Raw genomic sequence first — 25,324 nt, forward strand, 5'->3', positions numbered from 1 at the left:
AGGCGGCGCATTTTAGCAGAGCGCAGGGATATCGGTAAGCTGCGATTGTCAGTGCTTTTCAAATCGGCGTGATAGTTTTTACCCGCGCTCAGGCTGGAAACGCACGACGAAGCCCTTGAGCTTCTTCTGGCGGTCCAGCAAGTCACGCAAACGGTCGGCTTCGGCGCGCTCGATCAGCGGACCGACAAACACTCGATTCTTGCCATCAGAGGATCGGATGTAAGCGTTGTAACTCTGACTGCGCAGGTCTTTCTGCAGGCTTTCAGCACCTTCTCGGCTCGAAAGACTCGCCACCTGAACCGACCAGCTGACCGACAGGCCGTTGGCGTCGATACGGCTTTGCGTGGTGTCAGGCTTGCCCGGCGCGGCCGCGATCGGCTGCGTCGGTGGCGTCGTGGACTTCGCGGCTGGCGCAGGAGCAACAGGCTTGGCAACAGGCGCAGGTGCTACAGGGACAGCCGTCGCAACGGGTGCCGTCGGCGCTTCTTGCTGAGCGATTTCATCGTCACTTGGCACCGGCTCTTGAGGCAGCGCTTGCGGCTCAGGCACCACGACTGGCTCGACCTGCACTTGCGGCACCGCCGGGGCATGCGGTGCAGTGGGGGCGTCGACCACCACCTGACGCTGCTCATCCTGACGGGAAAACAGCATCGGCAGGAAAATCACCGCCAGTGCCACCAGCACCAGCGCGCCAACCATGCGTTGTTTGTAGGCCTTATCCAGCAATGCCATTTGCCGCTTCCTCCGTGGAGCGCCGGGCCAGCCATTCAAGGGCCTCGGCGACACAATAAAATGATCCGAACAACAGAATTTCGTCGTCGCTCGTCGCCAGCGCGCTCTGCCCTTCCAGGGCTGCCGCCACGCTGTCATAGGACGTTACCGATGCGCCAACGTTCTGCAACGCAGCCTGCAAATCGGCAACCGGTCGCGCTCGCGGGGAATCCAGCGGCGCAACGGCCCAGTGCTGGACACTAGCATTCAATTCACCGACAACACCATCCAGATCCTTGTCAGCCAGCAAACCGAACACCGCCAACCGCTTGCCGACCGGTGGTCGACTGGCCAGGCGCCGTGCCAGATATTCCGCCGCATGCGGGTTATGCCCTACATCCAGCAGCAGGTTCAAACGCTTGCCCTGCCAGTCAAACTGACGGCGGTCGAGACGCCCCACCACCCGCGTCGCTTTCAGCGCCTCAATAATCTGCGCATCGACCCACGGCAACCCGAGCAGCAGATACGCCTGCAACGCCAGCGCCGCGTTTTCCATCGGCAGATCAAGCAACGGCAGATCGCGCAGTTCGACCATACGCCCTTGAGCATCCAGGCCGCGCCACTGCCAGTTGTGATCGGTCACGCCGAGGTCAAAATCGCGGCCACGCAGGAAAAACGGGCAAGCCAGCTCGCGCGCCTTGTCCAGCAGGGGTTGTGGAGGATTCAGATCGCCACAGAGCGCAGGCGCGCCCTGACGGAAAATGCCGGCCTTTTCAAAGGCCACGGACTCACGGGTATCACCCAGATAGTCGGCATGGTCGACGCCGATGCTGGTGACCAGCGCCATGTCGGCATCAACCACGTTGACCGTGTCCAGGCGCCCGCCCAGGCCGACTTCCAGCACCACGGCATCAAGCCCGGCCTGCTGGAACAGCCAGAATGCCGCCAGGGTGCCCATTTCGAAGTACGTCAGGGACGTGTCGCCACGGCCGGCCTCGACAGCCGCAAAGGCTTCGCACAGCTCGGCGTCAGTGGCTTCGACGCCATTGACCTGCACCCGCTCGTTGTAGCGCAGCAGGTGCGGAGAGTTGTAGACACCCACGTTCAGGCCTTGCGCCCCCAGCAACGAAGCCACGAATGCGCAGGTAGACCCCTTGCCGTTGGTGCCGGTGACCGTGATCACCCGAGGCGCCGGCTTGCCCAGTCCCATGCGGGACGCTACCTGTTGCGAGCGCTCCAGGCCCATGTCGATGGCCGAAGGGTGCAACTGCTCAAGGTAGGCGAGCCACTCGCCAAGGGTACGCTCGGTCATATGTTCGCAGGTACCGGCGGAACCACGATCGGCTCGATTGGCGCGGCGACGAATTTCGGCGTCGGCAGGCCCATCATTTGTGCCAGCAGGTTGCCCAGACGCGGACGCAGCTCCTGACGGTGAATGATCATGTCGATCGCGCCGTGTTCCAGCAGGAACTCGCTGCGCTGGAAGCCTTCCGGCAGTTTTTCACGCACGGTTTGCTCGATCACGCGCGGACCGGCAAAGCCGATCAGGGCTTTCGGCTCACCGACGATCACGTCGCCAAGCATCGCCAGGCTGGCGGAAACACCACCGTAGACCGGGTCGGTCAGCACGGAGATGAACGGAATGCCTTCTTCACGCAGACGCGCCAGTACCGCCGAGGTCTTGGCCATTTGCATCAGGGAGATCAGGGCTTCCTGCATCCGCGCGCCACCGGAAGCGGCGAAGCAGATCATCGGGCATTTGTTTTCCAGGGCGTAGTTGGCGGCGCGAACAAAACGCTCACCGACGATGGCACCCATCGAACCACCCATGAAGGAGAATTCGAACGCCGACACCACGACCGGCATGCCCAGCAAGGTGCCGCTCATGGAGATCAGTGCGTCTTTTTCGCCGGTCTGCTTCTGGGCAGCGGTCAGGCGATCCTTGTACTTCTTGCCGTCGCGGAATTTCAGACGGTCAACCGGCTCCAGGTCCGCACCCAGTTCGGCACGGCCTTCGGCGTCAAGGAAGATATCAATGCGGGCGCGCGCGCCGATACGCATGTGGTGGTTGCACTTGGGGCAAACGTCCAGGGTCTTTTCCAGTTCCGGACGATACAGCACAGCCTCGCAAGACGGGCATTTGTGCCACAGACCTTCAGGCACCGAGCTCTTCTTGACCTCGGAACGCATGATCGAAGGGATCAGTTTGTCTACTAACCAGTTGCTCATGCTTTCTTTCTCCAGTACCGGCGGCCCGAACGCTCTGGTTCGCAGCCCCGCGTATGCCCTTGAGCTAAATTCATGTGTGTGGCGATGGTCGGTGGATGGCCGGGTCAGCGAAACGCGACCTGCGTACAACCCATCAACCCTCAGCCGTGCCTGCTTTGTGCAGCGCAGTGCATTTTGGGACGGCGGCAGTCTGCCAGCCGTCACATCCTCTATGTACTAGTGCGTACAGCCTTGATGAACGCTTGAATCTTTGCGTGATCCTTGATGCCCTTGCTCGCCTCTACCCCACCGCTGACATCCACCGCATAAGGCCGGACCCGGGCAATCGCCCCGGCGACGTTATCGGGGGTCAAGCCGCCCGCCAGAATGATCGGCTTGCTCAAGCCTTGCGGTATCAGAGACCAGTCGAAAGCTTCACCGGTTCCGCCCGGCACACCTTCAACGTAGGCGTCGAGCAGGATTCCGCTGGCACTTGGGAACGCATCGCAGGCTGCCGCGATGTCGTCTCCGGCCTTGACCCGCAGTGCCTTGATGTATGGCCGGTGCCAGCTTTCGCAATCGACGGCCGTTTCGTCGCCATGGAACTGCAACAGGTCCAGCGGCACGGCATCGAGCAATTCGCCCAATTCGCAGCGGCTGGCGTTGACGAACAAACCCACGGTGGTGACGAACGGCGGCAGCGCCTTGATGATGTCGCGCGCCTGCTGGAACGTCACGGCCCGCGGGCTCTTGGCGTAGAACACAAATCCGATGGCATCGGCCCCGGCCTCGACCGCCGCCAACGCATCTTCTATGCGGGTAATCCCGCAAATCTTGCTGCGAACGGCTGACATGTCGATAAATCCTCAGGGCAATTCCGGGAAAGTCCCGGATGGTAACAAATGCGTTCGAGGGCGTCAGCCGTCAAGTTCCGTGAAACCGGTCAGGAAGTGTGGGCCGATGTAACGCTCGGGCAATTCGAACTCGTCACGGTACTCGACCTGCACCAGATACAGGCCAAACGGATGTGCCGTGACCCCGCCGGAACGGCGAATGCGGCTTTCCAGCACGTCCTTCATCCACTCCACCGGGCGCTCGCCGGCACCGATGGTCATCAGCACGCCGGCAATGTTACGCACCATGTGGTGCAGGAACGCGCTGGCGCGAATATCCAGCACGATCATCTTGCCGTGACGGGTGACGCGCAGATGATGCAATTCCTTGATCGGCGATTTGGCCTGGCACTGCCCGGCACGGAACGCACTGAAATCATGCGTGCCGACCAGGTACTGCGCGGCCTCGGCCATGCGCTCGACGTCCAGCGGGCGGTGGTTCCAGGTGATTTCTTCGTTGAGGTGCGCCGGGCGGATCTGATCGTTGTAGATCACATAGCGGTAACGCCGGGCAATGGCCTTGAATCGCGCATGGAAATGCGCCGGCATGACCTTGGCCCAACTGACGCTGACGTCGTGCGGCAAATTGATGTTGGCACCCATGACCCAGGCCTTCATCGACCGTTCGACCTGGGTATCGAAATGCACCACCTGGCCACAGGCATGCACGCCCGCGTCGGTTCGCCCGGCGCACAGCAGCGACACCGGTGAGTCGGCGACTTTGGACAAGGCTTTCTCAAGGGTTTCCTGCACCGTGAGCACACCGGAGGCCTGGCGCTGCCAGCCGCGATAACGCGAGCCTTTGTATTCAACGCCCAATGCGATCCGGTAAAAGCCGTCGGCCGCCATTTCTGCGGCCGGATTATCTATATTTGCCAAGGGGTGCAGCCTGCTGATCTACGCAAAGGCGGGCATTATAAGGCCGCCGGACCGAGACGCCAGAGGCCTGTGTCTTTTGCGCCATTGCATCGCACCGGCGGTCTTCGCTATATAGAAAATTACACAATGAAAAAAAACACACTACCGAGACCTGATGATGACCGCGATTCTCAAAGAAGCCGTCGGCCCGGCTTATAGCCTGGAAGGCATGCTCCACGCCAAACGCAAGACCTGGGAAGCCATCGATGAAATGGCCCGGCGCATCGCACCCGGCATGCGCGAATCCGAAGCCATGTCGATGAGCCTGCAAGTGCTGAACGAACTGGGCATGGACCGGATCTGGCACCCGTCGAAGATCCGCTTCGGCGAGAACACCCTGAAAACCTTCAAGCAACCCTCCGAAGGTGATCCGGTACTGGCCGAGAACGATATTTTCTTTATCGACCTCGGGGTGGTCTGGGACCGCCATGAAGGCGATTCGGGTGCGACGTTCATTGTCGGCGACGACCCGGAAATGAAGGCGTGCGCGGCGGCAGCAAAGACCTTGTTCGATCAGGTTCACGATTACTGGCGCACCCATCAGGTCGCCGGTCCCGAGCTGTACCGCTATGCCGACGAACAGGCGACGGCGATGGGCTGGAAGTTGAACCTGGAGATCAAGGGACATCGGGTCAGCGATTTTCCCCATGCGATCTATCGGGCCGGGGATCTGGGGAATTTCGAGGAATGCCCGAATGTCGGGTTATGGATTCTGGAAATCCAGATTGCGCACCCTACCCGGCCGTTTGGGGCGTTTTATGAGGATTTGCTGTCCTGATCCGAAATAGCCATCGCAAGCAGGCTCACTCCTGCATTGAAACAAAAACGGCAGCCTCAATGGGCTGCCGTTTTATTTACTGCTGACGGATCACTCAAGCCAGACGCGAAAGCATTTCCTTGGCTTCGCTCTTCTGCCCGGCATCACCCTCGGTCACCACCTCATTGAGGATGTCCCGAGCGCCGTCGTTGTCGCCCATGTCGATGTAGGCCTGCGCCAGATCGAGTTTGGTAGCGACTTCATCTGTACCGGAGAGGAAGTCGAAGTCCGGCTCATCCGCTGCCGAAGCCATGGCGTCTTCTGCGGTGAAACGCGGCTCGCCAATGCTCTGGGACAGACGATCCAGTTCGGCGTTGACGTCATCCAGTTCTGCTTCAAAGTCATCCGGAACATCAGCGACGACAGGCTTGGCCGGGGCCGGGGCCGCGTCCATTTCATCGGCCAGCGACAGGTCAAAATCGGCAGGCAATTCCAGATCGTCCTGTGGCACTTCAGGCGCAACCGGAAAATCTTTCACGCCTTCGTCCAGATCCAGCAGGAAGTCGTCTTCAGCGAGAATCGCCGGCGACGGCTGGGCGCCCAGGTCCATGTCCAGATCGAAGTCCGACAGGTCGTCGAGGTTTTCCTTGATGTCGGTTTGCTGCTGCAGCACCGATTCAAAGCTCAAATCGTCATCCAGCGGGAACTCGTCCAGCTCGGTCGACGCGTCTGCCTCAGGCGCAACCACAGCCGGGGAAGCGGCTTCCAGGTCGTCGAGGCTCAGGTCGAACGCGCTGTCGAAGTCGTCATCGGCTGCGGCCGGTGCTTGCGGCTCGTCGAGCAGCAGGTCCTTGACGTACTGCGCATCCAGTTCCGCGGCGATGGCTGCGGCGGCCAGCCCACTGGCGGCAACCACGGCCATGGCCGGGAAGCGCGTCTTGAGTTTTTCGACCTGGGCGAAGTTGTCACCGTTAGCGACCAGTTGGCGCTCCTGACCCACGAACGCGTCACGGTCGCCCTGCTGACCGTAGACTTCCATCAGCTTCAAACGCAGGTCACTGCGCTGCGGCTCTTGCTTGATGCCATCTTCCAGCAACGCGGCAGCCTGGTTCAGACGCCCCGCAGCAATGTGCGATTGCGCCTTGGCCAGCACGTCGTCATCACGCTCGCCAGCCGGCGACACCAGAGGCGCCGCAATGGGCGTAGTCATCACAACCGGTGCAACCACGGGTGCAGGCGTCGGCGTGGGAGCAGGTGCTGGCGTCGGCGCAGTGGCGAGCTTCACGCTAGGCGGCGGCACTTCCAGACCTTCGAAGCTGCTTTCCGGCAGGTCGTTGTCAAAGGACATGTTCTGTTCTTCAGACAACGCACGGGCCATGCGCAGGTGTTTCTCGGCTTCTTGCTGGGCTTTGCGGCGACGTGCCAGCAACAGCAGCAAGAGCGCCAGCACCACCGCACCGCCACCAATCAAACCCAGCAGGATCGGGTTGGTCAGCAGTTCGTTGAACTTCTGGTCGTCGGAGACCGCTGGCGTCGGCTCGATTGGCGGCTCGGCAGGTGCCGGTGTCGCTTCAGGTGCCGCCGCCGGAGCAGGCGCTACCTCAGCCGGTGCCGGCGCAGGGTTTGCTGCCAATTCAGCCGACATGGCCGGAGCAGTCGCTGCAGCAGGTGCACCCGCCGCGCCTTCGGCTTGCATCTTGGCCAGTTGATTGTTCTTCAGCTCGATCAGTTTTTGCAGCTTGTCCAGCTGGCTTTGCAGATCGGTCATGCGGCTTTTCAGTTCAGCGTTGTCACGACGGGTCGTGTCGAGGCTTTCCTGGGTCACAGCCAACTTGTTGCTCAGGTTCTTGGCATCGCCTGCGGCGCCTTTACCACTGGCCTTGCCGGATTCGGCAGAGACCAGGCTCAGTTTGTCCTTGGCAGGTTCTGCACTGGTGGCGTCAGCACGACCGCGCTTGGTGGCATCAAGCTGTTGCTGCCCGGTGCCGGGTTTCGCCACATAACGACGACCCTGGCGCCACGCGGTGTTCTGCGCGGCCACTTCTGCGATTGCCTTGGGTTGCGGCAGCGTGGTGGCTTGCGCCTGATCCGGCATGCGCAGCACCTGACCGGTTTTCAGCCGGTTGATGTTGCCGTCGATAAAGGCATCCGGGTTCAGCGCCTGGATGGCCAGCATGGTTTGCTGAATCGAACCACCGTTGCGCGCCTTCGCAGCGATTTCCCACAGGGTATCGCGCGGCGTAGTGGTGTGTTGAGCCGGGTTGGACGCGCCGGTCACCGGAGCCGTAACGTTTGAAGTCGGCGCTGGCTGCGCAGCCGCTTCAGCGGTCTGCGGCGAGAATTTGGACGGATCGAGCAGTACGCTGTAATCGCGCAACAGGCGACCGTTAGGCCACATGACCTGAACCAGGAATTTCACCATCGGTTCGGACAAAGGCTTGCTGGAGGTCACACGCAGGATGCTTTTACCGCTGGCGTTGAGCACAGGGGTGAAGGTCAGGTCATTGAGAAATGCCTGGCGGTCGACACCGGCCTTGGCGAAATCTTCCGGCGAGGCCAGGCTCGGCACCACTTCGGCGGCCGTAAGGTCCTTGACGTCGAGCAGCTCGATTTCCGCCACCAGGGGTTGGTTCAGCGTCGACTTCAGGGTCAATTCCCCGAGCCCGAGGGCATGCGCCATACCGGATGACAGCGCCGAGGCGGCCGCAATTGCTAACACCAGTTTGCGAACTTGAACCATAGCCTCATCCTTTGTTTGAACATTCCTCGGCCAGCGAGAAGGTATTGATAGTCGCTGCCGTAAGGCATTGCGCGCGGCGTCGAAGTGTCATCGCGCGCGATCATTTCTTGCCTGCCCCGGAAAGACCCGTCGGGTGGCTTTCCTTCAGCAGTGCGGCCAAGCATAGCGCCCGGCTAGAATCATTCTGTGAATTGTTGCCAAGTATCTTTTACAGCAGGTCTTTTATCAACAATTCAGCCACCTGCACAGCATTGAGCGCGGCGCCTTTGCGTACGTTATCTGACGTCAGCCACAAATTAAGTTCCGACAGGTCGTCGACACCGCTGCGAACCCGACCGACGTACACCACGTCCTGGCCCACCGCGTCACCCACCGCGGTCGGATAATCGCCGGCCTCAACCAGCTCGATACCGGGTGCATCTTCCAGCGCCGCGTTGACTTTCGCCAGGTCGACAGCGCTCGTTGACTGCAAGGTCACGCTAAAGCTATCGCCAAAAAACACCGGGGCTTGAATGCAAGTGATGGAAATCTTTAATTGAGGCTGCGAAATGACCTGACGCAACTCACGCACGAAGCGTTTTTCCAGCAGTGTATGGCCCTGCTCATCCGGTTTGCCGACCTGTGCCAACAGGTTGAACGCCATTTGCCGATCGAAGAAAGTCGGCTCCAGCGGACGCACGTTGAGCAGCTCGGCAGTTTGCCGGGCCAGCTCTTTCACCGCTTCGCGACCTTGGGCGGAGACCGCCAGGCTGGCGGTGACGTTGACCCGCTGCAGATCAATAACCGAAAGCAACGGCGCCAGCACCACGGCCAGGGTGGTGGCCGACGGGCTTGGGCTACCGATCAGGAAAGGCTTTTTCAACGTCGTGAGGACTTCGGCATTGGCTTCTGGCACCACTTGCGGCGCCTGGTCGGCCGGCAAAGCGCCAGACAAGTCGATCACCGAGCAACCGGCAGCGGTCGCGCGTGAGGCGAAACTGAGCGTCACCGCCGGGCCGGCTGCGAAAAACACCAACTGGACTTTGCTGAAATCGAATTCATCAACTTCCCGCACCCGCACGTTCTTGCCTCGAAACGGCACCGAATGGCCGGCCGATTCGCTGCTGGCCAGCAGGTGCAAGTCGCCGACCGGGAAGTCGCGTTCTTCAAGAATCTGCACGAGCGTTTCGCCGACAGTACCGGTGGCGCCGACTACGGCGATATCAAAGGACTGGCTCATGGTTCTACCTCAGGCGAAACGGGGGGAGCGGCACTTTACCGGGTGGGTGGCGTGCAGGCAATTCGGCTGGGATCTGCGGTGCCTGGACTGACGCCTTCGCGAGCAGGCTCGCTCCCACATTAGACCGCGACCCACTGTGAGAGCGAGCCTGCTCGCGAAGGGGCCGGTACAGACAACTCATCGACATCAGACCACCGGGAATAAAAAAACCCGCACCTCTTTCAAGGTACGGGTTCTTTCATTGCTTCAACCGATCAACGCTCAAGCAGAATTCGCAGCATGCGACGCAGCGGTTCGGCCGCGCCCCACAGCAGCTGGTCGCCGACGGTGAACGCACCGACGAATTGCGAACCCATGTTCAGCTTGCGCAGACGGCCCACCGGCACGTTCAGGGTGCCAGTGACTTTCGTCGGGCTCAGTTCCTGAATGCTGATGTCGCGGTTGTTCGGCACCAGTTTGACCCAAGGGTTGTGCTGGCTGATCAGCCCTTCGATGTCGGCGATCGGTACGTCTTTGTTCAGTTTGATGGTCAGCGCCTGGCTGTGGCAGCGCATGGCGCCGATGCGCACGCAGATGCCATCGACCGGGATCGGGCTCTTGAAGCGACCAAGGATCTTGTTGGTCTCGGCCTGGGCCTTCCACTCTTCGCGGCTCTGACCGTTCGGCAGTTCCTTGTCGATCCAAGGGATCAGGCTGCCAGCCAGCGGTACGCCGAAGTTTTCGGTCGGGTACGCTTCGCTGCGCATGGCTTCGGCCACACGACGGTCGATGTCGAGGATCGCGCTGGCCGGGTCGGCCAGTTGATCGGCGACAGCGGCGTGGGTCGCGCCCATTTGCTTGATCAGTTCACGCATGTTCTGCGCGCCGGCACCGGAGGCCGCCTGATACGTCATGGCGCTCATCCACTCGACCAGACCGGCTTCGAACAGACCGCCCAGGCCCATCAGCATCAGGCTGACGGTGCAGTTGCCGCCGATGTAGTTCTTGGTGCCCGCATCCAGCTGCTGGTCGATGACCTTGCGGTTGACCGGGTCCAGGACGATGACCGCGTCATCCTGCATGCGCAGGCTGGAAGCGGCGTCGATCCAGTAACCCTGCCAGCCGGCTTCACGCAGCTTTGGGAACACTTCGCTGGTGTAGTCGCCACCCTGGCAGGTCAGAATCACGTCGAGGGTTTTCAGCTCTTCAATGCTGTAAGCGTCCTTGAGCGGAGCAATGTCCTTGCCCACGGACGGGCCTTGGCCACCGACATTGGAAGTGGTGAAAAACACCGGCTCGATAAGATCGAAATCCTGCTCTTCCAGCATCCGCTGCATGAGCACGGAACCGACCATACCGCGCCAACCGATCAGACCTACACGTTTCATCGCAACTACACCTTCTTGAAATGTGGGCCGCTGCTTTGTATTGAATTTCGCAGCGGGCCCGAGAGATTACAGATTCCGCAGCGCGGCGACTACTGCGTCGCCCATTTCCTGCGTACCGACTTTAGTGCAACCCGCCGACCAGATGTCGCCTGTGCGCAGGCCTTGGTCCAGCACCAGGCTCACGGCTTTCTCGATGGCATCGGCTGCAACCTGCTGGTTGAAGCTGTAACGCAACATCATCGACACCGACAAAATGGTTGCCAACGGGTTAGCGATGCCCTTGCCGGCGATGTCTGGTGCCGAACCGTGGCAAGGCTCGTACATGCCCTTGTTGTTGGTGTCCAGGGACGCCGACGGCAGCATGCCGATGGAACCGGTGAGCATCGAGGCCTGGTCGGACAGGATGTCGCCGAACATGTTGTCGGTGACAATCACGTCGAACTGCTTCGGTGCACGCACCAGCTGCATGGCGGCGTTGTCGACGTACATGTGGCTCAGCTCGACTTGCGGGTAATCCTTGGCCACTTCCTCGACGATTTCACGCCACAGCTGGCTGGACGCCAATACGTTGGCCTTGTCCACCGAGCACAGCTTCTTGCCGCGCACCATGGCCATGTCGAAGCCGACGCGGGCAATGCGGCGGATTTCGCTTTCGCTGTACGGCAGGGTGTCGTAGGACTGACGCTCGCCGTTTTCCAGGGTACGGGTGCCGCGTGGCGCGCCGAAGTAGATACCGCCGGTCAGCTCACGGACGATCAGGATGTCCAGGCCGGCGACGATTTCCGGCTTCAGGCTCGACGCTTCGGCCAGTTGCGGGTACAGGATCGCCGGACGCAGGTTGCCGAACAGGCCCAGTTGCGCACGGATTTTCAGCAGGCCGCGCTCAGGGCGGATGTCACGCTCGATGGTGTCCCATTTCGGGCCGCCCACGGCACCCAGCAGCACAGCGTCGGCAGCGCGGGCGCGCTCCAGGGTTTCGTCAGCCAATGGCACGCCGTGCTTGTCGATGGCGGCGCCACCGATCACGTCGTGGCTCAGCTCGAAGCCCAGGGCGAACTTGTCGCTGGCCAATTCCAGCACCTTGACCGCTTCGGCCATGATTTCCGGGCCAATACCGTCACCTGGGAGAATCAGAATCTGCTTGCTCATGCTTTCCTCATGTCATCAGTCGGTGCGCCCCTGGGGCACACCCGGAAAAATTCTATCGATCGGTGGCTATCTTTCTACAAACAGCACCAGTACATCGGTACTGAACGAACCATCGGCCTCAATCTCGAAATATTCGCGCACTTCGTTGCCCATCGACTGCTGCAATTCGCGGATGGCGGCACGCATCACTTCAGGTGTACGCATGCGCTCAACCCAGGAGGTGTACTCCAGACGCAGGCGTTGGCGCGTAGTGCTTCGGGTATGCAACCCCGCTTCGCTGACCTGACGCAACCACTCGCCGGCGGAATAATCGCGCACATGGCTGGTGTCGCGCAGCACTTCGACGCTTTGCAGGTAAGTGTCGAACAACGGGCTGCCCGGTGACAACACGTCGACGAACGCCGCCACGCCGCCCGGCTTCAGCACTCGACGCACTTCCCGCAGCGCCAGGCCGAGATCGCTCCAATGGTGCGCCGAATATCGGCTGAACACGAAGTCGAACTCACCATCGGCGAACGGCAGGCGCTCGGCGGCACCGAGGACCGTCGATACATTGCTAAAGCCACGATCAACGGCAGCACCGGCGACCACGTCGAGCATTTGCTGCGACAGGTCGTAGGCCACCACTTCCTTGACCAGCGAGGCCACGTGAAAACTCACGTGACCGGCACCGCAACCCAGGTCCAGTACCCGAGCATCGCCCTGCCCGGCCAGTTCGGCCTGTAGCAGCGCGAATTCGGTACCTTGAGCGTGAACGGCGCTGCTCAGGTAGGCCGAGGCCTGTTCACCGAATTGCTTTTGGACTACCTGGGTGTGCTGGGCGGTGCTGGTCATAGTTATGTCCTGATATTTGTGTTGTCTGATCTGCCGTCTTCGCGAGCAGGCTCGCTCCCACATTTGTAATGCATTCCAAGGTGGGAGCGAGCCTGCTCGCGAAGAGGCCCGCCATGACTACATCAATCTCGAATCAATCAAGCGTCGCGAAACAACCAGGGCTGGCTCGCCCGGTGCTTGGCTTCAAACGTCGCAATCGCTTCATGGTCCATCAACGTCAGGCCGATATCGTCCAGGCCGTTCAACAGGCAATGCTTGCGGAACGCATCGATCTCAAACTTATGCACCTTGCCATCCGGACGGGTCACTGTCTGGGCTTGCAGGTCGACCTGCAACTGGTAGCCCGGATTCGCTTCAACCTGCTGGAACAGTTCATCAACCTCAGCGTCGCTCAAGATGATCGGCAACAAGCCGTTCTTGAAGCTGTTGTTGAAGAAGATGTCGGCGTAGCTCGGCGCGATGATGCTGCGGAAACCGTATTCTTCCAGTGCCCACGGCGCGTGTTCACGGCTGGAGCCGCAACCGAAGTTCTCACGGGCCAGCAACACGCTGGCGCCTTGATAACGTTCGGCGTTGAGGACGAAGTCCTTGTTCAGCGGACGCTTGGAGTTGTCCTGATACGGCTGCCCCACATCCAGGTAACGCCACTCATCGAACAGGTTCGGACCAAAACCGGTGCGCTTGATCGACTTCAAGAATTGCTTCGGGATGATCTGGTCGGTGTCGACGTTGGCACGATCCAAAGGCGCGACAAGACCAGTGTGCTGGGTAAAAGCTTTCATGCTGCGCTCCTTTAGATCAATTCACGGACGTCGACGAAACGACCGTTTACAGCAGCGGCGGCGGCCATCGCCGGGCTGACGAGGTGGGTACGACCACCGGCGCCCTGACGGCCTTCGAAGTTGCGGTTGGAGGTCGACGCGCAGTGCTCGCCGGACTCCAAACGGTCCGGGTTCATCGCCAGGCACATCGAGCAACCCGGCTCGCGCCATTCAAACCCGGCTTCAAGGAAAATCTTGTCCAGGCCTTCGGCTTCGGCCTGCGCCTTCACCAGGCCCGAGCCCGGCACGACGATGGCTTGCTTGATGGTCGACGCGACTTTGCGGCCCTTGGCGATGACGGCGGCGGCGCGCAAGTCTTCGATCCGCGAGTTGGTGCAGGAACCGATGAACACGCGATCCAGCTGAATGTCGGTGATCGCCTGATTGGCGGTCAAACCCATGTATTTCAAGGCGCGCACGATCGAATCGCGTTTGACCAGGTCCATTTCCTTCGCCGGGTCCGGCACGTTCTGATCCACGGCCAAAACCATCTCAGGCGAGGTGCCCCAGCTGACTTGCGGCTTGATCTGGGTCGCGTCGAGCTCGACGATGGTGTCGAACTGGGCGTCTTTATCCGACACCAGGTCCTTCCACGCTTCGACGGCCAAGTCCCATTCCGCGCCTTTCGGGGCGAATGGACGGCCCTTGACGTAGGCTACGGTTTTTTCGTCAGCAGCCACCAGGCCTACGCGAGCGCCGGCCTCGATGGACATGTTGCAGATGGTCATGCGGCCTTCAACGGACAAGTCGCGAATCGCGCTACCGGCGAACTCGATGGCGTGGCCGTTACCGCCGGCGGTGCCGATCTTGCCGATCACGGCGAGGACGATGTCCTTGGCAGTCACGCCGAACGGCAATTGGCCTTCGACCGACACCAGCATGTTCTTCATTTTCTTGGCGACCAGGCACTGAGTGGCGAGCACGTGCTCGACCTCGGAAGTGCCGATACCGTGAGCCAGGGCGCCGAATGCACCGTGGGTCGAGGTGTGGGAGTCGCCGCAGACCACGGTCATACCGGGCAATGTCGCGCCCTGCTCCGGGCCGATGACGTGGACGATGCCCTGGCGAATGTCGTTCATCTTGAATTCGACGATGCCGTATTCATCGCAGTTGTCGTCGAGGGTCTGAACCTGCAAACGCGAGACCTGGTCGACGATCGCTTCGATGCCGCCCTTGCGCTCCGGGGTGGTCGGTACGTTGTGGTCCGGGGTCGCGATGTTGGCATCGATGCGCCAAGGCTTGCGCCCGGCCAGACGCAGGCCTTCGAAGGCTTGCGGCGAGGTCACTTCGTGGATGATGTGACGATCGATATAAATCAGCGCAGAGCCATCGTCGCGCTGTTTGACCAAGTGCGAATCCCAGAGCTTGTCGTAGAGCGTTTTGCCGGCCATCAGACGGTTCCTCATCAGCTTGTTTCTATGCCCCGGGCCTTGAACGTTTCAATAACCCTTTGGCTTGTGAGGCTGATCCTAGGGGGTTACATTAAATAACTCAAATTCATATTTTTTATGCTTTGGATAACCAACTGGAATACAACAATGGATCTGGCCAACCTCAATGCCTTTATCGCAATTGCCGAGACCGGCAGCTTCTCCGGCGCCGGCGAGCGGCTGCACCTGACCCAACCGGCCATCAGCAAACGCATCGCCGGGCTGGAGCAGCAATTGAAGGTGCGTCTGTTTGATCGCCTGGGCCGCGAAGTCGGCTTGACCGAGGCCGGCCGCGCCCTGTTGCCACGGGCCTATCAGATTCTGAATGTGCTGGACGACACCCGACGCGCCCTGACCAACTTGACCGGCGAAGTGTCCGGCCGCCTGACCCTGGCTACCAGTCACCACATCGGCCTGCACCGTTTGCCGCCCTTATTAAGGGAATTCACCCGGCGTTACCCACAAGTGGCGCTGGATATCCAGTTCCTCGATTCGGAAGTGGCCTACGAAGAAATCCTCCATGGCCGCGCAGAACTGGCGGTGATTACCCTGGCGCCAGAGCCCCATTCGCTGGTCAAGGCGACACCGGTGTGGGACGACCCGCTGGATTTCGTGGTCGCCCCGGAGCATTCGCTGATCAGCAACGGCCCGGTCACCCTGGCCGACATTGCCCTGCACCCGGCGGTTTTCCCCGGCGGCAACACCTTTACTCATCACATCGTGCAGCGATTATTTGAGGCGCAGGGCCTGACGCCGAACATCGCCATGAGCACGAATTATCTGGAAACGATCAAGATGATGGTCTCGATCGGCCTGGCCTGGAGCGTGTTGCCGCGTACGATGCTCGATGATCAGGTTGCACGAATACCTTTGCCGGGCATACAACTGACTCGCCAGCTAGGCTATATCTTGCACACCGAAAGGACGCTATCGAATGCGGCAAGGGCTTTCATGGCTTTGCTGGATGCACAACTCGATTTGCCAGGGACTCATGGCTAACGTGTGCTACGCCTATATAGCCGCGAAACTATAGCCGCGAAACCCTGCGCTTAACGCTCATTTCCGCCCAAGGCCTGCTGCCAATGCCGAAATCTGTTGACCGTGTTCCGCCGATGCCGCGTATCCAGGCGCTCGACCCAAAAAGGTCCGAGCTGAGTTGGGAAAGCGCGCCACAATTGCTCGCCGCCCTCAACGGCGCGCGGTTGGGGGCCTGGTATTGGGACATCGAACGTGGGCAGATCAGCTGGTCGCGGGGGACTCAGGCACTGTTTGGTTTCGATCCGCACCTGCCATTGCCCGAGGACCTGGAATACCTCGATTTGCTGCCGCCGGAAGACCGGGCGAAAACCGTCCGCGCGTTCCATGCGGTGATTGCCGGCGCGCCGCTTGAGCAAGCGATGCACCATCGCATCCGCTGGCCCGATGGCAGCCTGCACTGGCTGGAAATCAGCGGCAGCCTGCTGCCGGACAAACACGGCCGGCCACGCATGATCGGGGTGATCCGCGAGATCACCCATCAGCGCCAGCGCGAACAAGCCCTGAGCAGCTCGGAAAAACGCTTCGCCACGCTGTTTCACCTGTGCCCGAACATGGTGTTGCTGACCCGCCAGGAAGACGGCCTGATCACCGAAGCCAACCAGTATTTCGAAAGCCTGTTCGGCTGGTCTGTGCAAAACGCGATAGGCCGCACCACGCTGGAACTGGGCCTGTGGGTGCACCCGGAACAACGAGCCAAACTGGTCGCTGCCACCAAGGCCAAAGGCGAGTTGATCAGCATGGAGGTGCAGTTTCGCGCCAGCAACGGGCAGGTCCTCGATGGCATCCTCAGCGCGCAAAAAGTCGAACTCGAGGGCCAGCCGTATCTGCTGAGCACCTTCCTCGACACCACCGAACGCAAAGTCGCCGAACAAGCCCTCAAGGACAGTCAGGAACGCCTCGATCTCGCCCTGGACTCGGCGCAGCTTGGCACCTGGGACTGGCACATTCCCAGCGGCATGCTCTACGGCTCTGCGCGGGCCGCGCAATTGCACGGACTGGAAGCCAAGCCGTTCCATGAATCCTTCGATGAATTTTTTGAAGGCGTACCCGGTGAAGAGCGCGACACCATGCGCGACGCCTACCGCAGCCTGCGCGAAGGCCCGGCCGGCAATTATCAGCTGACCTACCGTGTACAACTGCCGGACGGCAGTTCGCGCTACCTGGAAAGCCGCGCCCGCCTCTACCGCGATGAAAACGGTTTCCCGCTGCGCATGGCCGGCACCTTGCTCGACATCACCGATCAGGTTGAGCGCGAACAAAAACTGGTGGCATCAGAAGAGAAATTCGCCACGCTGTTCCAGGTCAGCCCGGACCCGATTTGCGTGACGCGCCAGGACACCGGCCAGTTCATCGAGATCAACTCCAGCTTCACCCAGACCTTCGGCTGGAGCGCCGCCGAAGTGATTGGCCGCAGCGCCGACGAGATTGGCCTGTGGGACGCCTCGGCAAAAAGCCTGCAACGAATCGAACAGGTCATCCGCGAACAAGGGCTGAACAATGTCGCCATCGTCGCCCAGCACAAGGACGGGCAATCGCTGACCTGCGTGATTTCCAGCCGCCAGATCAACGTCGATAACCAACCCTGCATCGTCACCACCTTGCGCGACATCACCCAGCAACAACGCTCTGAAGCGGCGCTCAAGGCCAGCGAAGAGAAATTCGCCAAGGCGTTCCACTCCAGCCCCGACGCCATCACCATTACCGAGCGCGACACCGGACGCTACCTGGAGGTCAACGACGGCTTCTGCCGCCTGACCGGCTATCGAGCGCAAGAAGTGGTTGGTCGTACGGTGTATCAAGTGGGCATCTGGGCCGAAGAGAAACAACGTTCGGCGTTGCTCGCCGAGCTACAACTCAAGGGCCGGGTGCATCACCAGGAAATGCTCGGGCGCAATAAACGCGGGGAGTTGCTGACCGTCGAAGTCTCGGTCGAGCCGATCACCCTCAACGAAACCGCCTGCCTGTTGCTGACCGCCCGCGACGTCAGCCTGCTGAAAAACGCCGAAGCGCAAATTCGTCACCTGGCCTACCACGACCCCCTGACCAACCTGCCCAACCGCGCGCTGCTGATGGATCGCCTGAGCCAGCAGATCGCCCTGCTCAAGCGCCATAACCTGCGCGGTGCGCTACTGTTCCTCGACCTCGATCACTTTAAGCACATCAACGACTCCCTCGGTCACCCGGTCGGCGATACCGTGCTGAAAATCATCACGGCGCGGCTGGAAGCCAGCGTGCGCATGGAAGACACCGTGGCGCGGCTGGGTGGTGACGAATTTGTGGTGCTGCTCAGCGGCCTGGAAGGTTCGCGCAACGAAGTCAGCGCCCAGGTCCGGGAACTGGCCGACACCTTGCGAGAACTGTTGTCAGAACCGATGTTCCTCGATGGCCAGCGCCTGCAAGTGACGCCGAGCATCGGCATCGCGCTGATTCCCGACCACGGCTCGACCCCGACCGACCTGCTCAAACGCGCCGACATCGCGCTGTATCGCGCCAAGGACTCGGGCCGCAACACAACGCAGATGTATCACAACACCATGCAGAAGGCCGCCAGCGAACGCCTGCGCATGGAAACCGATCTGCGCCTGGCCCTTTCACGGGGTGAATTCCATGTGCACTACCAACCGCAGATCGACGCCCGGGGCAATCGCATTGTCGGCGCCGAAGCGCTGGTGCGTTGGGACCACCCCGAACTCGGGCCGCAATCACCGGCCGAGTTCATCAAGGTGTTGGAAGACAGCGGACTGATTCTCGAAGTCGGCACCTGGATCATCGATGAGGCCTGCGGGGCTTTCAAGAAACTGGTCGCCAAAGGCCTGGTCAACCCGCTGAGTTTCAGCCTGTGCGTGAACATCAGCCCAAGGCAATTTCGGCAAACCGATTTCGTCGAACGCATCGAACACAGCCTCACCAGCCACGGCTTGCCCTGCTCGCTGCTGAAACTGGAAATCACCGAAGGCATCGTCATCCAGAACCTGGAAGACACCATCAACAAAATGCGTCGCCTGAAAAAACTCGGCGTGAGTTTCGCGATGGATGACTTCGGCACCGGGTACTCCTCGTTGACCTACCTCAAGCGTTTGCCGGTCGACACATTGAAGATCGATCAGTCGTTTATTCGTGACGCCACGACTGATCCGAACGACGCGGAAATCATCCGCGCGATTGTCGCCATGGCGCGGAGTCTGGAGCTGAAAGTGATTGCCGAAGGGGTGGAGACGGCGGAGCAACTGGAGTTTTTGCAGGGCTTGGGCTGCCATTTCTACCAAGGGTATTTGCATAGCCGGCCGTTGCCGGTGGAAGAGTTTCAAAAACTCCTGAAATAATCAGGGACGGGGCACTGATGCACCGAACGATGGAGATGTTCGGTAACAGATGCCCCAATTGCCAGCTTTTCTCTCAACCTGTACGGTCGCGTTTTTTTGTACCGCCTCAAAGAGATCAACCATGCAGGATGCAACCCTTCCCCGCCCGGCCTTGCTGGGTATCGACCTTGGGACCACCAATAGCCTGATCGCCGTCTGGCAGGGTGGTCGGGCACAGTTGATTCCCAACGCCCTCGGCGATGTCCTGACTCCATCAGTAATCAGCCTTGATGAGGACGACAGCATTCTGGTGGGCAATGCTGCCCGCGCACGCCTGACCACCCACCCTGGACGCACAGTGGCAGCGTTCAAGCGGTTCATGGGCAGTGACAAAAAGTTCGAATTGGGCGGGCGGCAATTCAGCCCAGAAGAACTTTCTGCGCTGGTGATCGGCTCGCTCAAGCAAGATGCCGAAGCCTGGCTGGGCCACCCGGTGCACGAGGCGGTGATTTCAGTGCCGGCGTATTTCAGCGACGAGCAACGCAAGCGGACGCTGTTCGCCGCCGAACTGGCCGGCCTGACCGTATCGCGTCTGATCAACGAACCGACCGCTGCCGCCATGGCTTACGGGCTGCATGAGCAGAAATTCGAGCGCACGCTGATTTTCGACCTGGGCGGCGGTACGTTCGACGTGACGGTGCTGGAATATGCATTGCCACTGATCGAAGTGCACGCCTCCACCGGCGACAACTTTCTCGGCGGCGAAGACTTCACTGCCGCGCTGTTGCAGGCCTGCCTGAAACACTGGCAACTGACCCCGGCAATGGTCGATGCGCAAAGCATGGCCAGCCTCGGTGATACCCTTGAGCAGCTCAAATGCAAACTCGGCGAAGGCACTCAACACCTGAGCTGGCGCCACGCCGACAAAACCTTCGAATGGTCACTGGACGAAGCGGCGGCGGTAAAAGTCTGGGAACCGTTGCTGGCGCGCTTGCGCGCGCCGATCGAACAAGCGCTGCGCGATGCCCGACTCAAGCCCCGCGACCTCGACAGCCTGGTGCTGGTCGGCGGCGCCACGCGCATGCCGGCGGTGCAGCAAATGGTCGCCACGCTGTTCGGGCGCCTGCCTTACCGGCATCTTGATCCGGATACCATTGTTGCGCTGGGAGCGGCGACGCAAGCGGCGTGCAAGGCGCGCGACGGTGCGGTTGAAGAGTTGATTCTGACGGATGTCTGCCCGTATACGCTGGGGATTGCGACCATGCGTGGCGAAGACATCAAAGGTGCCTTCTCGCCCATCATCGAACGTAACACCATCATTCCGACGTCAAGGGTGGAGCGCTATTACACCACCCAGCCTAAGCAATCGCTGCTGCGCATCGCCGTGTATCAGGGTGAACGGCCGTGGGTTTGCGACAACATTCTGATTGATGCTTTCGATGTGACGTTGACGCCCACTGAACACATCCAGGAGCTGGACGTACGCTTCAGCTATGACATCAACGGTTTGCTCGAAGTCGACGTCACCCTGCTCGAAACCGGCGAGCGTCACAGTCACAGCATCGACCGCAGCCCCACCGGTCTGGACGAGCAAGCGCGTCGCGACAGCCATAACCGGCTGTCGACCCTGAAAGTCCATCCACGCGATGCGCTGCCCAACCGCACGTTGCTCGCCCGTCTGGAGCGAGCATGGATGCAAAGCCTCGGCACGCAACGCGAGCACATTGCCGAATGGCTGCACAACTTCACCACCGTGCTCGGCGGCCAGCAACCCTCGGAAATTGCCAGCCATCGCTCAGAGCTGAACAAGGCGCTGGATCAACTGCGTCTCTAACCGTTGAGCCGCCGCAAGGCAGCCTGCAAGCCGCCGGACAGCATTTCGGAATCGCCGCTGTCCGGCGGCACACCATAGCGGTTGGGCAACTTGTCACCGGGAAAGCCGAACAGCAGCAACGGCAGGAATGGCAGAACCGGCGTCAGCGCCATGAAGATCAGCAACGTCGGAATGCCCCGGCCCATGTCGTGCAAGCGGCGCAGAATAGCGCCGAACACCAGCAGCACGCCCAATAGCAGGATAAGAATGCCTGCGCCCGTAGTGCCACTGATCAGCCCTGCCACCGGCGCAATCACCACACACCCCAAGACCTGAGCGATAAAAGCCTTGCGCCCCAACCGCGAGCCTAGACGCCAGATCGCTGTCGCCGGTACCGGCTGCACATCGCTTTTCGCCAGCAGTAATCGTTCCGACCAGGACAATATCGCGCAAAGGGCCAGGCGCAACCCGACACTGTTCTGCGCATCGTCCTTGCCCTGTTGCAGTTGGCGCAGGACGCGCGTTTTCGGCACCCCGGCAGCGCCATAGCGAATCAAGCCCTTGAGCGCATCCAGCGCTTCATACGCCAGCAGTTTGTCGACACCAAAATCGGTCAGCACTTTGCGCGGCGGCCACACCGGTTCGCCTTTGATCAAACCGTCGCGGAAGCCTTCGAACCAATCGTCTTCACAACTGACCGCCGCGATCGATTGCAACAATGCGCGATGCTGCTCGGCACTCAGGCTCGGGTCGTGATAGAGCACGCCCCAGAACATCATCAAACCCAGCAAATCGTCGCCACAGGCAGCACGATCGCTTTCAAGGCAGGTGTAAAGCAGGGTATTGGCCGGTAACCGCGTGCTGTCGAGTGCCTGCTGTACGCTGAACAATTGCTGCACCAAAAAGCCATGTACCGGGTCATTGCCTTGCAGCCATCCGAGCAAACCATCGCAACTGCCCTGCTCACGCTGCAAGCGCCGCAACAAAGGTTGCAGGCGACTCAAGGGATGGGCGGGATTGAAAGGTAGGCGCTCCACGCACTGCGCATCAATCATTTGCAGCCAGCGTTCGGGCTGGTCCAGCAATGCCAGCAAGAACAGGGTCTGCGAGTGCCACTCCCAAGTGGCCTCACCCAGCCCGACCGGCGGCAACTGAATCCCGCGCCGGCTTAACTGCAGAATCAAGTCGAGTTCGGACAAGTCGCAGTCGTCTTTGACCGCTGCCAGCTTGAACGCGTCTGCCAGTCGTTCCAGCGCAGCGTCGTTGTAAGGCCGCAAGCGACGCAGCCACAGCCGACAGACCTTGTGCGGCTCGCCGTCGGTCAGCACCTGCGGCAATGGCCGTGAACCTGAATCCGCTTCGCCGAAAGCACTCATGGCCAGCGCAATCGGTGCCTCGCCCAGCCAGCGCAGGTGTTGCTCAGCCTGATATTTGAACCCGCTCATCACCAGGCTTTCGAGGGCATCGATCGGCAGCGGTGCATCCACGATCTGCTGCAACAACGCCGTATCACCCCGATGCAGCGCCCAGGCGTGGCGATACAGATGCAGTAATCGGCTGTCGGCATTTTCGCCCAGCAATTGCGCGAGCAATGGCAGGTCATCACCGCTCATGCGCCAATCGACAAAACTTTGCGCAAGGCTCTCAAGCTTCAACCGTCCGACACCCAGCCAACGGTTCAGCGTCTCGGGGTGTTGTGACGGACAGCCATACACCTGGGCGTCATCGCCAAGATCCTCTGGCCAGTCCAAAATACCCTGCAGGCGATCGAATGCCTGAATCAGCAGGGGCAGAAAAGTCGGCTGGCGCTTGGCACACAGCTCCAGCAGACGACTTTCCGCCATCGGATGGCGATGCTCGTTCCACAGCCTGATCCAGCACGGCAATGCCTGATCGTCCCGCCACAGCAGACTGTTCTGGCACGCCAACAGGTAAAGCCAGTCGACATCATCCGGTGCGGCAAGCTGCTGTTCGATACAGCACTGCAAAAACATCGGCCCGCCAATACCTGCCTGAGTGAACTGCACCAACAGACGCTTGAGAAACGCGGCATCATCCGGCAACGGCAGACAGGTATGCTGACTGGCGAAGTCGGCGAACTCTTGAAGTGGGCGCTGGTTGAAGATGAAGTCGAGGCTACGGGCGTACCACAGCGATTCAGTCTGGGCTGCCTCAGACCATGTGCTCATCAGATCCGTATCAAACGGGTCCGGCGTTTCGATTCGCTGGAGAAAGACCCCCACCTGATGTGCGTCGTCGAAGCCCAGATCCAGCAACTGTTGATCCCAGGCCATACGTTTGGCCAACAGATTCGCGCAACGGTACGACAACGGACCGGCGTCGGCCATCCGGTGGTACAGGCCCCAGCTGACTTCATCGAGCACGTCCAGCGACAGCTCATCCAGCCCTCGGACAAAGGCCTGCCACGCGGCGAAATTGAACCGGCGCGCGGGATCATCCAGCAGCTCGCAGAACTCCCCGAATACCGGAGGGACCTCAACCACAGGCTGCTCAGAGGCTTGGGACTGGTACTCGTCCTCGGGCTCTTCTTCTTCGTCCTCTCGAGCCAGGCGCATGGCCTTTTCGTAGGCCATGCGCAGCGCCTGAAAGCCTTGCGGGTCGGTCTCCGGGTGATGCGCTGGCAAACGTGCGCGGTAGGCATTGCGGATCAGGTTTTCGTCAGTGGTAGGCTCGATGCCCAAGCGAATCCAGCAACTCATGACCAGTCGAACTCCTTGAGCGATGCCGGACGTGACGGCTGATCAATTTCCATGTGCCACGGTAAATCAGCCAGAAACTGAGGAATGTTCTCGGCAAGGCCGCGGGCAATCCGCACATTAAGGGCATTGGCGCCTTGTCGATCGAGTTCGCGCGCAAGCTCATCGTCGCTGGCGCTCAGGCACGACCAAAAGGTCCGGCCCACCACAAAACCGTCGAAGTAAGCCATCCAGCTACCGTAGTGAAATTGCGCTCTGAGGGCCAAACGACTGTGCAGCCAATTGCTTTCGTCCAGATCGACCCACTGATTGCGCACCGCACAACGCAATAGAAAACCCATGCGGCCATAGTCCCAGGACAAAATCCCGCCCGGCCCGCAACTGCCGAACGTGCGACTGGCAAACTCATGCAGGATGCGTTCGCGGGGACTCAGGTCGTCGAGCAAAGCCTGCCATTCACTCGGCAGACAGCGCTGCCACGCCAGATAGGCCGCGCTGAGGTGCTTGGCATGGCCGTCGTCGGTCATCCGCTCGAGCATGTCGAACAATTGCCCACGGTCATCGATACCCCAACTGTCCTGCAGATCGATGTAGCGATCATTGCAGAACGCGGGGTCGTCGTAGCTGGCGCCGGTATTGATCGCCGCCATGGGTGCAGACAGGGCGCACAGCCAGCGCTGTTGAATCTCGTCCATGAAAAAAGGCTCCAGGCCGACCGGTGAGGAATGGAGGTCGGCAAAACTGCGGCGGATTGTAGAGAAACCGCCGCCAGCGGCAAAGTCGCACAGCGGTTTTCTTGCGCGCACAAAAAAGGCCCCGACGTATCGGGGCCTTCATTCAGCGGCTCATCGCCCGTTCAGACGATTGTGTTGCGGCACATGACTCAGTGCTGCAACGCCGGTTTCTGCGTCCCGTTGATCGGGATGCGTTTGGCTTTCGCCTCTTCCGGGATCACCCGCAACAGGTCGATGCTCAGCAGACCGTTGCTCAGATCGGCAGCCTTGATCTCGATGTGATCGGCCAGGCGGAAGGACAGCTTGAACGCACGCTGGGCGATGCCCTGGTGCAGGAAGGTCACACCTTCGTTGGCATCACGCTTGCCGCCACTGATGGTCAGCACACCTTTCTCCACTTGCAGGTCCAGGTCTTCTTCCTGGAAACCGGCTGCGGCGACGACGATGCGGTATTGATCATCACCGTGTTTTTCCACGTTGTATGGTGGGTAGGTGCTGCCTGGCTCGTTGCGCAGGGCGGTTTCGAACAAGTCGTTGAAACGGTCGAAGCCTACCGAGGAACGGAACAGAGGGGCCAAGGAAAATGCAGTAGTCATGGGTCAAATCTCCTGAAAACAATCAGCAAGGTTTTTTATCTCCGCGACCCGAATTCGGCATCGCGTAACCCTTAGAT

At 60.5% G+C, this 25,324-nt stretch carries 19 protein-coding genes; 4 read left to right on the top strand and 15 right to left on the bottom strand.

Features of this window, described 5'->3' with window-relative positions; translation table 11 throughout:
* Positions 1 to 78: 78 nt before the first annotated feature.
* The 5 genes from ACWKV5_RS03220 to truA form a co-directional block, all read right to left on the bottom strand.
* Positions 79 to 732, bottom strand: coding sequence for an SPOR domain-containing protein (locus ACWKV5_RS03220; protein WP_483840143.1), 654 nt, complete (start codon positions 730 to 732; stop codon positions 79 to 81).
* Complete coding sequence (gene folC, locus ACWKV5_RS03225) at positions 716 to 2,023, bottom strand: bifunctional tetrahydrofolate synthase/dihydrofolate synthase (protein ID WP_483840144.1); 1,308 nt, start codon at positions 2,021 to 2,023, stop codon at positions 716 to 718. The genes ACWKV5_RS03220 and folC overlap by 17 nt, the downstream gene beginning before the upstream one ends.
* On the bottom strand, positions 2,020 to 2,940 hold the full coding sequence (gene accD, locus ACWKV5_RS03230; RefSeq protein ID WP_027921583.1) for an acetyl-CoA carboxylase, carboxyltransferase subunit beta: 921 nt from the start codon (positions 2,938 to 2,940) through the stop codon (positions 2,020 to 2,022). Before accD ends, folC begins: the two co-directional genes overlap by 4 nt.
* 209 nt (positions 2,941 to 3,149) lie before the next feature.
* On the bottom strand, positions 3,150 to 3,773 hold the full coding sequence (locus ACWKV5_RS03235; RefSeq protein WP_483840145.1) for a phosphoribosylanthranilate isomerase: 624 nt from the start codon (positions 3,771 to 3,773) through the stop codon (positions 3,150 to 3,152).
* 63 nt (positions 3,774 to 3,836) lie between these two features.
* A complete protein-coding gene (gene truA, locus ACWKV5_RS03240; RefSeq protein WP_483840316.1) occupies positions 3,837 to 4,661 on the bottom strand; it encodes a tRNA pseudouridine(38-40) synthase TruA in 825 nt (274 codons plus the stop codon).
* Positions 4,662 to 4,848: 187 nt separating this feature from the next.
* On the opposite strand from truA, the gene ACWKV5_RS03245 reads away from it, so the two are divergent.
* Positions 4,849 to 5,508 (top strand): M24 family metallopeptidase, encoded by a 660-nt coding sequence (locus ACWKV5_RS03245; protein ID WP_483840317.1) that lies wholly within the window; start codon positions 4,849 to 4,851, stop codon positions 5,506 to 5,508.
* 94 nt (positions 5,509 to 5,602) lie between these two features.
* On the opposite strand, the gene ACWKV5_RS03250 is transcribed toward ACWKV5_RS03245, so the two are convergent.
* The 7 genes from ACWKV5_RS03250 to leuC form a co-directional block, all read right to left on the bottom strand.
* Positions 5,603 to 8,227, bottom strand: a complete 2,625-nt coding sequence (locus ACWKV5_RS03250) for a FimV/HubP family polar landmark protein (RefSeq protein ID WP_483840146.1) — start codon at positions 8,225 to 8,227, stop codon at positions 5,603 to 5,605.
* Between the two features lie 208 nt (positions 8,228 to 8,435).
* Positions 8,436 to 9,446, bottom strand: coding sequence for an aspartate-semialdehyde dehydrogenase (locus ACWKV5_RS03255; RefSeq protein ID WP_483840147.1), 1,011 nt, complete (start codon positions 9,444 to 9,446; stop codon positions 8,436 to 8,438).
* Positions 9,447 to 9,700: 254 nt separating this feature from the next.
* A complete protein-coding gene (gene asd / locus ACWKV5_RS03260; RefSeq protein WP_027921588.1) occupies positions 9,701 to 10,813 on the bottom strand; it encodes an aspartate-semialdehyde dehydrogenase in 1,113 nt (370 codons plus the stop codon).
* 66 nt (positions 10,814 to 10,879) lie between these two features.
* Positions 10,880 to 11,962 carry a 3-isopropylmalate dehydrogenase gene (gene leuB, locus ACWKV5_RS03265; RefSeq protein ID WP_483840148.1) on the bottom strand — a complete coding sequence of 361 codons (1,083 nt, stop codon included), beginning with the start codon at positions 11,960 to 11,962 and terminating at the stop codon, positions 10,880 to 10,882.
* Between the two features lie 66 nt (positions 11,963 to 12,028).
* Positions 12,029 to 12,796, bottom strand: coding sequence for a class I SAM-dependent methyltransferase (locus tag ACWKV5_RS03270; protein ID WP_483840149.1), 768 nt, complete (start codon positions 12,794 to 12,796; stop codon positions 12,029 to 12,031).
* A gap of 137 nt (positions 12,797 to 12,933) precedes the next feature.
* Positions 12,934 to 13,578 (bottom strand): 3-isopropylmalate dehydratase small subunit, encoded by a 645-nt coding sequence (gene leuD / locus ACWKV5_RS03275; protein ID WP_483840150.1) that lies wholly within the window; start codon positions 13,576 to 13,578, stop codon positions 12,934 to 12,936.
* Positions 13,579 to 13,589: 11 nt separating this feature from the next.
* Entirely contained in the window at positions 13,590 to 15,008 is a 1,419-nt protein-coding gene (leuC, locus tag ACWKV5_RS03280) for a 3-isopropylmalate dehydratase large subunit (protein ID WP_483840151.1), read from the bottom strand.
* A 147-nt stretch (positions 15,009 to 15,155) separates the two neighbouring features.
* Here leuC and ACWKV5_RS03285 point away from each other — a divergent pair, with 147 nt between their 5' ends.
* The 3 genes from ACWKV5_RS03285 to ACWKV5_RS03295 all read left to right on the top strand — a co-directional run bounded on the left by ACWKV5_RS03285 (position 15,156) and on the right by ACWKV5_RS03295 (position 21,221).
* Positions 15,156 to 16,046, top strand: a complete 891-nt coding sequence (locus ACWKV5_RS03285; protein WP_483840152.1) for a LysR family transcriptional regulator — start codon at positions 15,156 to 15,158, stop codon at positions 16,044 to 16,046.
* 83 nt (positions 16,047 to 16,129) lie between these two features.
* Positions 16,130 to 19,408 (top strand): sensor domain-containing protein, encoded by a 3,279-nt coding sequence (locus ACWKV5_RS03290; RefSeq protein WP_483840153.1) that lies wholly within the window; start codon positions 16,130 to 16,132, stop codon positions 19,406 to 19,408.
* Positions 19,409 to 19,529: 121 nt separating this feature from the next.
* Positions 19,530 to 21,221 (top strand): Hsp70 family protein, encoded by a 1,692-nt coding sequence (locus tag ACWKV5_RS03295; RefSeq protein ID WP_483840154.1) that lies wholly within the window; start codon positions 19,530 to 19,532, stop codon positions 21,219 to 21,221.
* Here the strand turns inward: ACWKV5_RS03295 and ACWKV5_RS03300 are convergent.
* The 3 genes from ACWKV5_RS03300 to ACWKV5_RS03310 form a co-directional block, all read right to left on the bottom strand.
* On the bottom strand, positions 21,218 to 23,920 hold the full coding sequence (locus ACWKV5_RS03300) for a DUF805 domain-containing protein (RefSeq protein WP_483840155.1): 2,703 nt from the start codon (positions 23,918 to 23,920) through the stop codon (positions 21,218 to 21,220). The two genes, ACWKV5_RS03295 and ACWKV5_RS03300, sit on opposite strands and share 4 nt — an antisense overlap.
* Positions 23,917 to 24,612, bottom strand: coding sequence for a DUF1266 domain-containing protein (locus ACWKV5_RS03305; RefSeq protein WP_483840156.1), 696 nt, complete (start codon positions 24,610 to 24,612; stop codon positions 23,917 to 23,919). The genes ACWKV5_RS03300 and ACWKV5_RS03305 overlap by 4 nt, the downstream gene beginning before the upstream one ends.
* A 188-nt stretch (positions 24,613 to 24,800) precedes the next feature.
* A complete protein-coding gene (locus tag ACWKV5_RS03310; RefSeq protein WP_483840157.1) occupies positions 24,801 to 25,247 on the bottom strand; it encodes an Hsp20 family protein in 447 nt (148 codons plus the stop codon).
* Positions 25,248 to 25,324: the final 77 nt, after the last annotated feature.

The sequence above is a fragment of the Pseudomonas oplopanacis genome (genome assembly GCF_057128725.1).

What these genes read in the sequence shown, in the direction of transcription:
- truA (WP_483840316.1), bottom strand. Translation starts at nt 4,661, where the DNA reads ATGGCGGCCGACGGCTTTTACCGGATCGCATTGGGCGTTGAATACAAA.
- ACWKV5_RS03300 (WP_483840155.1), bottom strand. Translation starts at nt 23,920, where the DNA reads ATGAGTTGCTGGATTCGCTTGGGCATCGAGCCTACCACTGACGAAAAC.
- asd (WP_027921588.1), bottom strand. Translation starts at nt 10,813, where the DNA reads ATGAAACGTGTAGGTCTGATCGGTTGGCGCGGTATGGTCGGTTCCGTG.
- leuB (WP_483840148.1), bottom strand. Translation starts at nt 11,962, where the DNA reads ATGAGCAAGCAGATTCTGATTCTCCCAGGTGACGGTATTGGCCCGGAA.
- ACWKV5_RS03235 (WP_483840145.1), bottom strand. Translation starts at nt 3,773, where the DNA reads ATGTCAGCCGTTCGCAGCAAGATTTGCGGGATTACCCGCATAGAAGAT.
- ACWKV5_RS03250 (WP_483840146.1), bottom strand. Translation starts at nt 8,227, where the DNA reads ATGGTTCAAGTTCGCAAACTGGTGTTAGCAATTGCGGCCGCCTCGGCG.
- ACWKV5_RS03285 (WP_483840152.1), top strand. Translation starts at nt 15,156, where the DNA reads ATGGATCTGGCCAACCTCAATGCCTTTATCGCAATTGCCGAGACCGGC.
- ACWKV5_RS03290 (WP_483840153.1), top strand. Translation starts at nt 16,130, where the DNA reads ATGCCGAAATCTGTTGACCGTGTTCCGCCGATGCCGCGTATCCAGGCG.
- ACWKV5_RS03295 (WP_483840154.1), top strand. Translation starts at nt 19,530, where the DNA reads ATGCAGGATGCAACCCTTCCCCGCCCGGCCTTGCTGGGTATCGACCTT.
- folC (WP_483840144.1), bottom strand. Translation starts at nt 2,023, where the DNA reads ATGACCGAGCGTACCCTTGGCGAGTGGCTCGCCTACCTTGAGCAGTTG.
- ACWKV5_RS03255 (WP_483840147.1), bottom strand. Translation starts at nt 9,446, where the DNA reads ATGAGCCAGTCCTTTGATATCGCCGTAGTCGGCGCCACCGGTACTGTC.
- leuC (WP_483840151.1), bottom strand. Translation starts at nt 15,008, where the DNA reads ATGGCCGGCAAAACGCTCTACGACAAGCTCTGGGATTCGCACTTGGTC.
- ACWKV5_RS03220 (WP_483840143.1), bottom strand. Translation starts at nt 732, where the DNA reads ATGGCATTGCTGGATAAGGCCTACAAACAACGCATGGTTGGCGCGCTG.
- ACWKV5_RS03310 (WP_483840157.1), bottom strand. Translation starts at nt 25,247, where the DNA reads ATGACTACTGCATTTTCCTTGGCCCCTCTGTTCCGTTCCTCGGTAGGC.
- leuD (WP_483840150.1), bottom strand. Translation starts at nt 13,578, where the DNA reads ATGAAAGCTTTTACCCAGCACACTGGTCTTGTCGCGCCTTTGGATCGT.
- ACWKV5_RS03270 (WP_483840149.1), bottom strand. Translation starts at nt 12,796, where the DNA reads ATGACCAGCACCGCCCAGCACACCCAGGTAGTCCAAAAGCAATTCGGT.
- accD (WP_027921583.1), bottom strand. Translation starts at nt 2,940, where the DNA reads ATGAGCAACTGGTTAGTAGACAAACTGATCCCTTCGATCATGCGTTCC.
- ACWKV5_RS03305 (WP_483840156.1), bottom strand. Translation starts at nt 24,612, where the DNA reads ATGGACGAGATTCAACAGCGCTGGCTGTGCGCCCTGTCTGCACCCATG.
- ACWKV5_RS03245 (WP_483840317.1), top strand. Translation starts at nt 4,849, where the DNA reads ATGACCGCGATTCTCAAAGAAGCCGTCGGCCCGGCTTATAGCCTGGAA.